Raw genomic sequence first — 12,064 nt, forward strand, 5'->3', positions numbered from 1 at the left:
TCCCTGCACGTCGTCCCGTTCGGCACCGGACCCCACCACATCCGCAGCTGCCTGGAACTCATCTTCTTCCAGGACGGCCACACCGTCGCCTACACGCAGAGCAGTTGGAGCGGCCACCTCGTCGAAGAACCCGAAGACGTCGAACCGCTGCGCCTGGCCTACGACTTGCTGCGCGACACCGCCCTCACGCCGGCGGACTCCCTGACCTTCCTCCGCACCGCGCTGGCCGAGCACGCGCCGCAACGGCAACCAACTCTGTCCGCCTGAACCCGGCCGCACGACAAGGAACGAGACGCACATGGGTAACACGTCTTCCGCAACGGCCGGACCCTCGGCCTTACCCGCCCCACCCCACCCGGGTCGCCCGGACCCGCCCCTCGGGGTGACGCTCGCCCCGGGTGGGTACGGCCCTCTACCCGCTCATGGAGAGGTGGTCGGCAACCACCCGCATGTCCGCGGTCAGGGTGCGCTTGCGCTTCTTCATGATCTCTTCCATGGTCACGGCCGCCGACTTCTGGTGCCGCAGCCACTCGGGAACCGAACGGTAGAGCCGCATCAGCTCGTCCATGGCCGCCGAGCCGTCCCCCGTGCGCACGTGCGCACGCGCCAGGTCGAGCACGTAGCGGCTGCCGTCGGTCGTGCTGGGCTTCCCCAGACGCCCCCACGCCTTGGCCGACAGAGCTTCGTCTTCCGTGGACCTGCGTACCACCGTGCGGGCGTCCCCGATAATCATGAAGTCCTCCAACGACTTCATCGCCGCCGTGACGGGGCCGAAGGCCGCAAGAACGTCATACGTCTGGGAATGCCCGACCGCGGCAGCTGCGATGGAAGCCGCCCGGCGGTATTCCCTGGCCTCCTGTGGCCGGTTGTTCCGTATCGCCGCCGCAGCCGCTTCCATCGCTACCCCGCCCCACACGGAGTAGCGATCCGGATCGGCATTGCTGACCTGTGGTTCGATCAGGTCCATTGCCTCGACGGCGAGTTCTTCCGCCTCGTCGAACCGTCCGGTCCGCAGCAACGTGAAACACAGGCCCCTCACCCGGTTCGCGGCAGCCACGTTGTCCTTCGCCGCCACCGCGTCGTTCACGGATGCGGTGGCCGCCACGTGAGCGATATCGAACTGCCGGATCTGTGTCAGATATCGTCCGGCGAGTCCCAGCACCTCGGCGCGGGCCAGCAGCGCCTCCCGCGACTCGTCCTCCGACCCCTCGTAGTAGGCAACGGCCGCGTTGGCGTCACGCATGAGCAGCGGAAGTGCCGCCGCGAGACTCGCGTACCGGCCCGCGGGATACAGCGTCACGGCATCACGGACCGCCCGCCGCAGGAGACGAAGGTTCGGTTCGTCGCCCGTCGGCGGCGGGACATCGGTCAGCCTCACTCGCGGAGTCAGCGCGATACGCAGATCACGAAGGTTGAGATCATTCGGATCGTTGTGGCGAACCGGCGTCGGGGCATCCGAAACCAGTAACTCCGAGGTCCTGACCCCGAGGCCGCGCGCAACGGCGTGGAGGGTCTCGATCCGTACACTTCCGCCCTGCTCGATCTTGCGGACCGTCGCTACGGAAAAGCCCGACTGATGGGCGAGTTCCTCCTGGCTGAGGCCGGCCCTTCGCCGGTGCCTGCGTACATTGTCCGCGAGTTCTTCCGACATATCCTCACCTGCCCTCCAGTTCAGCGTACGGCGCGGACACAGGAGGCCAGTCGGGAAATCCGGCCACGGGGAGCAACTACGCCGGAGCGTAGCGGTTGCACCGTGCCGAGCGGATAAGTGGGCCATCCCGTCCATGGGGCGCGACATCGCGCACTCATACCGTCGTGACACCCAGTCACCGATTCGTAACCGGGACCATGATGACCTCAGACTCCGAGCATCAGTACCCCCGCGACGTCACCGAAGCGGCAGATCAGACCCCGCCGCGGTTACTGCCCTGGACCGAGGAGAACGGGCAGCCCGCCTACCTGAACGGCGACCCCTCAGGACCACTGTGGAAGTTGGCCGACCAGATGGAGGCCGTCCAACTAGGGCTCGCCGAAGAACTCCTGCGCAACGTCCGCGCGGTGCTCGCCGGCCCCGAGCCGTCCCCCGGGGAACTGTGTTTCCTCATCGCCCGCCTGACCGAGGCCCTTCTCGACGCCCTGCGCGTCGCACACAGCCGCGGCGCCCGCCTGGCGCCCCCCGCCGTCGCCCTCTGCGCCCATGATGCGGGCGCTCCCCCTGACGACTCCGGTTCAAGCCCTGACAAGGGGATGTACCCCCGGCCGTCCGGATTCGACGCGCCCGAAGACGCACTTCGCACCCTTCAAGACCGTGGAGAGGAAAGCCATGACGAGTGACAGCAACAACGGGACCAAGGTCGCCATCGACTGGGAGTGGTTGTCCGCGCGGGAGTTGTACGCCAGTGAACTGGCCTACCGGCGACAGCGCGCGGGGCTGACGCTGATGGAACTCGGGGCGAAATGCCTTTACGAGCAGTCCTATCTCCACCGGCTGGAACGGGGGCAGCGCCTGGGCACCGTGGAGGCGGCTGCCGCGCTGGACAAGGTGTACGGCACGGGCGACCTCCTGGTGAAGCTGTGGCACCTGGCCAAACGCGAAGCGAAGGACAAGCCGTTCCTCGGACTCGCACCCCTGGAAGCCGACGCGGTGAGCGTCCAGGAATACGCCGTCAGCACCGTGCCGTACCTCCTCCAGACCCGCGCCTACGCCGAAGAACAGCTCCGCACCGCCCGCCCGCGCAGCATCAAGCAATTGAGCGCCCAGGTCGCCGCACGGCTGAAACGCCAGGACCGCCTCACCGGACCCAACCCGGTCCACTACCGGGCGTTGATCGACGAAGCCGTGCTGCGCCGCAAAGCCCGCGACCCCCAGACCTGGACCGGCCAGTTGGAACACCTGATCACGACGGCCCAGCAGCCCGATGTCTCCCTGCACGTCGTCCCGTTCGGCACCGGACCCCACCACATCCGCAGCTGCCTGGAACTCATCTTCTTCCAGGACGGCCACACCGTCGCCTACACCCAAAGCAGTTGGAGCGGCCACCTCGTCGAAGAACCCGAAGACGTCGAACCCCTCCGCCTCGCCTACGACCTGCTCCGCGACACCGCCCTCACGCCAACGGACACCCTGACCTTCCTCCGCGCCGCGCTGGCCGAACACACGCCGCAACCGCAACCAACTCTGCCCGCCTGAACCCGGCCACACGACAAGACAAGAATCGACAAGGAACGAGATGCAGACCCGTAAGACCTCTTCCGCAACGACCGGACCCTCGGCCTTACCCGCATCACCCCGGCGGTGGACCCTCACCGCCACCGACGGGCGCACCCTCACCGGCCACCTGCCCGCGTGGGCCGGGAACGACCCGAGCGAGCACAACGTACCCCCCGGTGCCTGGGAGGACCGGCTCGCCGACATCCACCTCACCCGGCGCTTCCCGGGACGCACGGTCCCCGTCTACTGCGCCACCAGCCCCGCCCCGGGACCCGTCGCCGAGGAAGCCTTCTCCTGCACGCTCGACTGCAACCCGCACGCCGAAGCACCCGAACCCCGCACCCCGCTGGTCAACCTGCACCTGTGCGGGGACAGTTGGCTCACCGACCTCGGCCCGCAGGACCTGACCCGGCTCGCCGCCACGTTCCGCTGGGTCGCGAAAGGCCTCGACCGGGAGGTCCGCCCCGCCCTGGTGAACGCGCAAGAGGACTGGGCCAGGCACGCCGATGCCGACCCGCAGTGAAGTGAGCCTGTGGCGTCGGGCGCGAGGGGCACGGGTAACCGCGCCCGCCGGCGGCGCGCCGCAACGGGGGCGACGGACAAAGGTGCCCACGGGGGGAGGGGGCGCCGTAGATTCGGGGGTATGGCTACCGACACCGCGGGCGACGCCCGAACCGATCGTGACGGCCCCTACGATCCCGCTCTGATCGCGCGACGCGCGAGGTCCTTCGGGGCGGCGGCGACCGCCTATGCCGCGCACCGGCCCGACTACCCCGTGAACGGGGTGAAGTGGGCGCTGGAACCGGCGCTGGCCAGTGGACTGGGTGCGGAGGGTGGGACGTTGGACGTGCTGGACCTGGGCGCAGGCACGGGGAAGTTGAGCGCGGTGGCGGCCGGACTCGGGCACAGGGTGACCGCGGTGGAGCCGGACCCGGAGATGCTCGGCGAACTGCGTTCGTACCTGCCGACGTTGACGACGCATCAGGCAGGCGCGGAGGAGATCCCGTTGGCGGACGCGTCCGTGGACGCGGTGATCGTCGGGCAGGCGCTGCACTGGTTCGATCAGAGCCGCGCGCTGCCCGAGATCAGCAGGGTGCTGCGGCCGGGTGGGGTGCTCGCCGCACTGTGGAACGCCGACGACGACCGGGTGGAGTGGATCGCCGGCCTCGGCAAGGTGGCGCTCAGCCGTACGTCGTTCATCGACTGGAGCCCGGGGCGCGGCATCCAGCCGTACCAGGAGCTGTTCCCGGTCGAGCACGCGTACTTCCCGCACCGGCAGCGGCGCACCGCCGACTCGCTGGTCGACACGATCGCGACCCACTCGCACGCGCTGACCCTCGAACCGGGCGAGCGCGCGGAGTTGATCGAGAGAATCCGCGCGTACCTGCGCTCCCGCCCGGAGACCGCGAGCGGCGAGTTCGACCTGGAGATCATCACCCGCGTCGAGCGGTCGGGGAGGCGCGAAATCGCCGGTTCCTGACCACTGCCCACGGCCCTGTCCCGCTGCTACGCTCTCGCCGCGCCGTGGCGGGGAGGTCCGGGCAGGAAGAGGTGACCGTGGGCATGTCCGTCGAGCACGGCGGCGGGGCCGACGACGACGCGGCCGCATTCCACGCGTTCTTCGAGCGGCACTACGCCGAACTCGCCCGCCTCGCCCACCTGTTGACGGGTGAGGCGGACGCGGCCGACGATCTCGCGGCGGACGCGCTGGTGGCGCTGTGGCGGCACTGGGACCGGGTGCAGGGCGCCGACCACCCGGCGGCGTACGCGCGGGGCGTGGTGGCCAACCTGGCGCGCTCGCGCATCCGCAGCGCGGTCCGGGAGCGGCGCCGGGTCGCCCTGTTCTGGTCCCAGCGCACCGAACGGGTCGTGGAGCAGCCCGACGTGCCCGCGGTGCTGGACCTGCGCGAGGCGCTCCAGCGGCTGCCGTTCCGCAAACGGGCGTGCGTGGTGCTGCGGCACGCGTTCGACCTGTCGGAGAAGGACACGGCCGAGGCGCTGGGCATCTCGGTGGGCACCGTGAAGAGCCAGACCTCGCGCGGGGTCGCGGAGTTGGAGCGGCTGCTGGCCCAGCCGGCCGAGGCGCCGGCGGCACCGCACGGCCCGGACCCGGTGACGGACCGGCCGACGGCGGCGGTCGCCCTGTCCGGCGGTGCGCCGGATGCCGGCCCGGCCGCGCCCGGTGCGCCGGCGCCGCGCGCCCCGGCCCCCGCGACCGCACCGGCGCCCACCGTCGGCGGCCGGCTCGCCGCGGCCGGCGGCGTGCACACCGGTCAACCACCTCCCACCGGAGGGGCGTTCGGCCCGCCCGCGGAAGCAACGGCGGCACCGATGACCGCGGCCGTGGCGACCGCGGCAGCATCGGAGGCGGCGACAGCAACGGCCGCGGCCACGGCAACACCCGCGGACGACGCAGCCGACGCCGCGCCGGGCACCACCCTCCTGGCCGACCAACCACTCTCCGCAACAGGCGAGTTGGCCTCCGTCGGCTCGGACGGTGAAGCGCCCGCCGGGGGGCGGCGGGGCCGTACGGGGGGAAGTGCGGCGGCCGGCGGGAGCGCTCCCGCGGCGGGGGCCGACGCGGAACGAAGCGCGACGGCGCGGATACTGGGGTCGACGAATCCCGCGACACGCCCGCGTACGCACACGGGACGGGGAATGTGATGGCCCAACTGCCGCAACTGCCGCAACGCCTGCGCGAGGCGGCGGACGCGCACCGGCCGGACCGCGAACGGATGCTGGCCCGGGTGGAGCGCGCGATCGCCACGCCCGACTGCGAGCCGGCCGACCTGGCCGCGGCCACGGCGGCCACGGCGGCGGCGCGGGAGCACTCCCCCGCCGCGTGGATGCGGGTCACCGCGGTGGCGGCGGCCGTGGCCGGCGCGATCGCCATCGGCGGCCTCGCGGTGGGCGCGGTCGGCGGCGACGGCACGCCGGGGCGGGACGCGGTGACGTCCGGCGCCGCGACCTCCGCGCAACCGGAGCCGCAGCCCGCGGAGTCGGCCACCTCCGGTTCCGCCGCCCGCTCCCGCACGACCGAGAAGCACCCGCGGCCCGGCCACTCCGCGCCGAGCACCCGGCACACCCCCGGCCACACCTCGGGCTCGGCCGCCGGCCCGACGTCCGGCAGCGCGAGCGGCGCGCCCGCGGCCCCCGGCGGCTCCACCCCGTCCGCGCCCGCCGCCGGCAGCGGCGGTGTGACGTCCAACGGCAGCGTCGACCCGAACAGCAACCCGTACTGGACCGAGGACGACGTCAACCTCACCAGCACGGTGGCGCTCACCTCGCTCACCGTGGAGCTGCGCGTCTCCGGCCGGTCGGGCGGGGTCAGCGACAACAGCTCCTACACCTCGGCGACCGGGATCACCACCACGGTCTCGACGAGCGGCGGCGACCTGGTCTACCGCTGGACGCTCAACCCCGACCAGACGCTGCCGCCGGGCACGTACACGTTCGCGGGCCAGTTCAACCACGCCTCGCGCGACCGCACCACCACGGCCGACCGCTACACCGTCACCGCCGGCGGCGCCGCCGGACCGGCCTCGTCCAGCGGCGCCTTCTGAGCGTCCGGTGTCCGGTTGCGACATCGGCCGGAAATATTTGTACCGCCACGGCAACCCCCCGCGCCCCGGTGGCGACTTGGGTACGCACGGACCCTCCTGCCCCAGCCGGGGGCGGAGGTTCCGGGGCGCGGCGGTACCCCCATGATCGCCGCGCCCCGGAAGACGTGCCGGGTACGGTGCTACGGCCGCAGCGCCGCCCGTACCGCCGCGAGGTCCGCGTCACTCGCCAGCCCCGCGTGGTAGAGCCGCAGTTCGGTGGCGCCCAGTTCCGCGGCGTGCGCCGCGTCGGCGGCGAGGGTGCGGGGGCTGCCGCCCATGCCGGCCACGACCGTGAAGTTCGCGGCGAGCACCGTGTGTTCGCGGCGGTGCGCGGCGAGCGGCGCGAGGACCGCCTCGCGCGCGGCCGGCCCGCCGGTGCAGGGCAGCACCAGACCGTCGGCGTGGCCGAGGATGTGCGCGGGATCGACGCCGGCGTTGGCCCCGCAGCGGTACGGCACCGGGTCGGCGTGCATCAGCACCTGGAAGCCGGGCCCGGCCGCCGCCCGGACCGCGGCGATCGCCTCGGCCTGGAGCGAACCGGCCGTGCGGGTACGCCAGTTCAACGTCAGCGCGGTGAACTCGGCACCCAGCAGCCGCTCGATACCGTCCGCTCCGCTGCCCGATCCGGCGTCCGTTCCGGTGTCGGTGGCGCCGCCCGCCCAGGCGGGTGCGAGCGCGGCGCGGACCGCGGCGGCGAGCCGGTCCGGGTCGGCGCCGAGCCCGGCGTACCCTTCGCGGCAGTGCGGGCAGAAGCAGAGCGACATCAGGTACTGGGCCGCGTCGCCGAGCGGCACGCCGCCGATCTTGTCGTGGGCGTGCAGGTGCGCCAGGCCGTACCAGCCGAGGGATTCCAGCTCGGTGCCGCGGGCGCCGGGCCGGGGCGCGGCTTCGGCGGCCAGCCCCACCAGGTAGGCGCGGACCGCGGGTTGGGCGATGCACGGCGCCCACGGATAGCGGTCGCCGTACGCGTTGACCACGCTGGTGTCCGGATGTTCGGCGCCCATACGGGAGTTGTGGGCGAGCACCACCCAGGTGTGCACGTCGAGACCCGCGGCCGCCAGCGCCGCCGCGGCCGTTCCGTAGGCGTCCTGGTCTCCGTCCGTCCAGGTGCCCGCGGGATACGGGCGCAGGGCGTGCGACCGCCAGCGCTCGGCGTCGGGCGGGTAGAGCACGGCGGCGTGCTCGGCGGTGACGACGCGGCGCCCGGGGTGGCGCGGGGTCAGGGCGCGGGTGGAGTGGTAGGCGGAGGCGAGGGTGACCTGGCGGACCCCGAGCGCGGCGACCCGGTCGGCGGCGGCCGGGTCGCCGACGACGTCCCAGGGGTAGAGGAAGGCGGAGGTCTTCATGGCGGCGGCCGTGGCGGCGGGCGGACCGGCGGAGGGCGAACCGGCGGAGGGCTCGCCGGGGGCGGATCGGCCGGCGGGCACGGATGGACCCGCGGCGGGCGTGTCGGCGGCGGCCATGTCAGTGCTCGCCGACCAGTGCCAGGCCGCGCTCGATGAGCTCGCCCAGTTCCTTGACGTGCGCCGGGGCGGGCTCGGACAGCGGCGGCCGTACCTCGCCGACGTCCAGACCCCGCAGCCGTACGCCCGCCTTGACCAGCGAGACCGCGTAACCCCGGCCCTGGTTGCGGAGGTTGACCAGCGGGCGGTAGAAGCCGTCGAGCAGCTTGCCGACGGTGGCGTCGTCGCCGGTGGTGAGCGCGCGGTGGAAGGCGAGCGCGATCTCGGGCGAGAAGGCGTACACCGCCGAGGAGTAGAGGGTCACACCGATGCCGCGGTAGGCGAGGCCGGTGAGTTCGGCGGTGGGCAGGCCGTTGAAGTACAGGAAGTCGTGGCCGGGCAGTTCGGTGCGGACGGTGCTGATGATCCGCTGCATCAGGTCGAGGTCGCCGATCCCGTCCTTGAGGCCGATGATGTTCGGCACCCGGGCGAGCGCGACCACGGTCTCGGGGGTGAAGACGGCGTTGTCGCGCTGGTAGACGATGACGTCCAGGCCGGTGCCCGCGGCGAGCGCCGTGTAGTGGCGCAGCAGTCCCTCCTGGTCGGCCAGCACCAGGTAGGGCGGCATGGCGAGCAGTCCGTCGGCGCCGGCCCGTTCGGCGACGGCGGCGTACTGCAGGGCGAGCGCGGTGCCGTATCCGGCGCCGGCCACCACCGGCACCCGGCCGGCCGCCTCCTCGACGGCCGCGGCCACGCAGGCGCCGAACTCCTCGGGGGCCAGCGCGTGGAACTCGCCCGTGCCGCAGCAGACGAAGGCGGCCGCCGCTCCGGCCTCGACGCCCTGCCGGACATGGGCGCGGAAGGCGTCGAGGTCCAGCGAGCCGTCCGCGTCGAACGCCGTCACGGGAAAGAACAGCAGACCGTCAAGTCGCTCGGCGAGTGCGGGCGAGGTCATCGGGGGTCCCCCTCGGAGCCGGTGGGCGTGATGTGCGCCCTCGTGAATCATGTCTATATTCATGAACGCTGCCACGCTAGGCGAGGTTCCCGGCGCGGGTCAAGCGAGCGAGCAGTCCGCGAAACGCGCGTCAAGCAACGCAAGTCGTCTATGTATCTGAACTGCATTCATGGATATACTCCTCCGGTCACGCCCGCACCGCCCGCACCAGCGGTGCCCCCGGCAGCCGGGGGCACCGCCCGGAGCCACCGCCCGAAGCCCGTCGTCGAACCAGGAGGACCACCATGCCCGCTCCTCGTACCGTCCTGCTCACCGGAGCCGCCGGCGGCCTGGGCACCCTGATGCGCGGCCTGCTGCCGTCATACGGCTACGACCTGCGGCTCTTCGACGTCCAGCCGATCGAGCCGGTGCCGGGCGAGCCCGAGGGGCGCACGGCGATCACCGCCGACCTCGCCGACCGCGACGCGCTGCGCGCGGCCGTGCGCGGGGTGGACGCGGTGCTGCACCTGGCCGGCATCTCGCTGGAGTCCACCTTCGACAAGATCCTGGCGGCGAACATCCAGGGCACGCACAACCTCTACGAGGCGGTCCGCGAGGAAGGGCTCCGCACCGGGAGCGCGGCGCCCCGGGTCGTCTTCGCCTCCAGCAACCACGCGGTCGGCTTCACCCCGCGCCCGCAGGACGGCGACCCGCTGATCCCGGTCGACACGCCGCGCCGCCCCGACACCTTCTACGGGCTGTCCAAGTGCTTCGGGGAGGACCTCGCCCAGCTCTACGCCGACCTGCACGGCATCGACACCGTCTCGGTCCGGATCGGCTCCTGCTTCCCCGAGCCGGCGAACGTGCGGATGCTGTCGGTCTGGATGAGCCCCGCCGACGGCGCCCGGCTCTTCCACGCGGCCCTGGGCGCGGGCACCCCCGGGCACACCGTCGTCTACGGCTCCTCCGCCAACACCCGCCTGTGGTGGGACCTCGGGTCGGCGCGGGCGCTGGGCTACGAACCGCAGGACGACTCCGAGGTGTTCGCCGCGCGACTCGTCGCCGAGCAGGGCGAGTTGGACCCGGACAACCCCGCGCAGGCGAACCTCGGCGGCGCCTTCTGCACGGACCCGCCGATCTGGCCGCACTGACCGGGCGGAGCCCGGGCCGCGCCGGGCGCGGGGACGGTTCGATCGGCACGGCGGGGACGGTTCGCCCGGTGCCGCGGATATCCCCCATGTACCCACCTGTTCCAGGGAGTCCGCCGATGTCCTACGGTTCCGGAGTCAGGTCGCGGTCGAACGGACCACCCGGTACGAGCGCGACGCCCGCCCGTCGGAACAGGACTCCCATGATCAACATGAAGAAGGGCGACGCCCCCGTCTCGCTCGCCAAGTCCCCCGGAATCACCGCCCGGATGCGCTGGGACAGCAGTACGGACTACGACCTGCACGCCCTGATACTGAGAACGAACGGCACCGTCGAGCACGTCGCGACCTTCGGCGCCGACGACGTCCCGCCGCAGATGAGCACCGCCGACGGGGCGGTCAAGCACCTGGGCGACGTCGGCCGCGATCACCAGGGCACGGCCGAGGAGGTCATCGAGATCGCCCTCAACGACACGATCCGCGCGGTGGTGCCGGTGGCGTACTCGGCACAGTCCAACGGCACCGGCTCGTTCTTCCGCTACGGCGTCACCCTGGAGATCGACAACGGGACGGCCGGCGACAGGGTCGTCATCGCGGCGGAGAACGCCAGTGACGACGACCTGGTGTACACCTGCGTGCCCGGCATGATCGAGAACACCCCGGACGCCGTGGTCGTCCACGCCCTGGAGCTGTACTCGAGCCCCGACTCCGAGAGCCGGCCGACGCTGCGGCTCCAACGCGGCGGCCTCATGCGCAAGGGACCGGAGGAAGTCAGGGTGGTCATGGACAAGGGGCCCTGGAACCACCACAAGTAGCACCCTGCCGGCGGGCGCGCCGGGAAACCCGCGCCCGTCACCGGGGCGGGCGGGTCCGCCCGGGCACGTGGGCGGGTGCGGACGAGGGTGTCGGCGCGGGCGCGGGGGCACCGGACGCGGCCCGACGGACCGGGTGCGGACGTGCCGGACACGGGCCCCGTCGGTACGGGCGAGGCCGCAGGTGCGGGAGGAACGGCGGCCCGGCCCGGCCGCCCGGCCATGGAACCGTGACGAGGGATTTGTCGTTACCTAGGACATGACCGCAATGACGCCTGGCTCGAATGTGCCGCTCTCCGTACCCCGAGTGGTGGTGGACGTCTCCGCACCGGTGCGGCTCGACGTCTCGGGTCTGCTCCTGACCGCTGACGGCAAGGTGCGCTCGGACGACGACTTCGTCTTCTACAACCAGCCCGAGGGCCCCGGGGTGACCCACCACTCGGGCGGCCGCTCCGCGCCCGACTCGATCGAGGTCGACACCGCGGCGGTGCCCGCCGAGATCGACAAGATCGTGGTGACCGCCAGCATCGACGGCGGCGGCGTCTTCGCCGGCACCACCCCGACCGCGACCGTCCGCGGCAGCGACGGCTCCGTGATCGCCACGTTCGAGCCGTCCGGGCTCGGCCCGGAGACGGCGCTGGTCGTCGTCGAGGTCTACCGGCGCGGCGGCGCCTGGAAGGTCCGCGCGGTGGGCCAGGGGTACGCGAACGGGCTGGCCGGGATCGCCACCGACTTCGGGGTGAGCGTCGAGGAGCCCGCGGCCCCGGCCGCGCAGCCGGTCGCACCCCCCGCTCCCGCGGCTCCGCCCGCCGCGCCGTCCGCACCGCCCGCGCCCCCGGCGGCTTTCGGCGCGCCCCCTTCCGGCCCGCCCGCCGCGCACCTGCCGCCGCCGCCCGCGGGCGCGCCCGCCGCGCA

The 12,064-nt window shown here is 72.7% G+C and carries 12 protein-coding genes and 1 pseudogene; 10 read left to right on the forward strand and 3 right to left on the reverse strand.

Annotation, left to right across the window (positions count from 1 at the left end; genetic code table 11):
• Window positions 1–267 (forward strand): Scr1 family TA system antitoxin-like transcriptional regulator (locus tag AB0399_RS38950; RefSeq protein ID WP_366414504.1); only part of this gene is annotated, 267 nt, incomplete at its 5' end.
• A gap of 145 nt (window positions 268–412) precedes the next feature.
• Here the strand turns inward: AB0399_RS38950 and AB0399_RS38955 are convergent.
• Window positions 413–1,651 (reverse strand): helix-turn-helix transcriptional regulator, encoded by a 1,239-nt coding sequence (locus AB0399_RS38955; RefSeq protein WP_366414505.1) that lies wholly within the window; start codon window positions 1,649–1,651, stop codon window positions 413–415.
• Between the two features lie 200 nt (window positions 1,652–1,851).
• On the opposite strand from AB0399_RS38955, the gene AB0399_RS38960 reads away from it, so the two are divergent.
• The 6 genes and pseudogenes from AB0399_RS38960 (at window position 1,852) to AB0399_RS38985 (ending at window position 6,774) form a co-directional block, all read left to right on the forward strand.
• Complete coding sequence (locus AB0399_RS38960) at window positions 1,852–2,334, forward strand: hypothetical protein (RefSeq protein ID WP_366414506.1); 483 nt, start codon at window positions 1,852–1,854, stop codon at window positions 2,332–2,334.
• Window positions 2,324–3,190, forward strand: a complete 867-nt coding sequence (locus AB0399_RS38965) for a helix-turn-helix transcriptional regulator (RefSeq protein ID WP_366414507.1) — start codon at window positions 2,324–2,326, stop codon at window positions 3,188–3,190. The genes AB0399_RS38960 and AB0399_RS38965 overlap by 11 nt, the downstream gene beginning before the upstream one ends.
• A gap of 40 nt (window positions 3,191–3,230) precedes the next feature.
• Complete coding sequence (locus AB0399_RS38970; protein ID WP_366414508.1) at window positions 3,231–3,734, forward strand: hypothetical protein; 504 nt, start codon at window positions 3,231–3,233, stop codon at window positions 3,732–3,734.
• Window positions 3,735–3,854: 120 nt separating this feature from the next.
• Window positions 3,855–4,691, forward strand: coding sequence for a class I SAM-dependent methyltransferase (locus AB0399_RS38975; protein WP_366414509.1), 837 nt, complete (start codon window positions 3,855–3,857; stop codon window positions 4,689–4,691).
• Between the two features lie 83 nt (window positions 4,692–4,774).
• Window positions 4,775–5,278 (forward strand): annotated as a pseudogene (locus AB0399_RS38980) (SigE family RNA polymerase sigma factor); the annotation flags it as partial.
• Between the two features lie 596 nt (window positions 5,279–5,874).
• Window positions 5,875–6,774 carry a hypothetical protein gene (locus AB0399_RS38985; RefSeq protein WP_366414510.1) on the forward strand — a complete coding sequence of 300 codons (900 nt, stop codon included), beginning with the start codon at window positions 5,875–5,877 and terminating at the stop codon, window positions 6,772–6,774.
• A gap of 179 nt (window positions 6,775–6,953) precedes the next feature.
• Here the strand turns inward: AB0399_RS38985 and AB0399_RS38990 are convergent, their stop codons facing one another.
• Together AB0399_RS38990 and AB0399_RS38995 are read right to left on the reverse strand one after the other, a co-directional pair.
• Window positions 6,954–8,159 (reverse strand): hypothetical protein, encoded by a 1,206-nt coding sequence (locus AB0399_RS38990; protein WP_366414511.1) that lies wholly within the window; start codon window positions 8,157–8,159, stop codon window positions 6,954–6,956.
• A gap of 118 nt (window positions 8,160–8,277) precedes the next feature.
• Window positions 8,278–9,210: a 5-dehydro-4-deoxyglucarate dehydratase gene (locus tag AB0399_RS38995; RefSeq protein WP_329370656.1), complete on the reverse strand. Its 933-nt coding sequence runs from the start codon at window positions 9,208–9,210 to the stop codon at window positions 8,278–8,280.
• Between the two features lie 284 nt (window positions 9,211–9,494).
• On the opposite strand from AB0399_RS38995, the gene AB0399_RS39000 reads away from it, so the two are divergent.
• From AB0399_RS39000 to AB0399_RS39010, 3 genes are all read left to right on the forward strand, one after another.
• Entirely contained in the window at window positions 9,495–10,340 is an 846-nt protein-coding gene (locus tag AB0399_RS39000) for an NAD(P)-dependent oxidoreductase (protein WP_329370655.1), read from the forward strand.
• Window positions 10,341–10,540: 200 nt separating this feature from the next.
• Window positions 10,541–11,152, forward strand: coding sequence for a hypothetical protein (locus tag AB0399_RS39005; protein ID WP_366414512.1), 612 nt, complete (start codon window positions 10,541–10,543; stop codon window positions 11,150–11,152).
• 256 nt (window positions 11,153–11,408) lie between these two features.
• Window positions 11,409–12,064: TerD family protein (locus AB0399_RS39010; protein WP_366414513.1), on the forward strand; the 656-nt coding region annotated here is incomplete at its 3' end.

This window comes from Streptomyces sp. NPDC088194 (assembly GCF_040702025.1).
Taxonomy (GTDB): Bacteria; Actinomycetota; Actinomycetes; order Streptomycetales; family Streptomycetaceae; genus Actinacidiphila.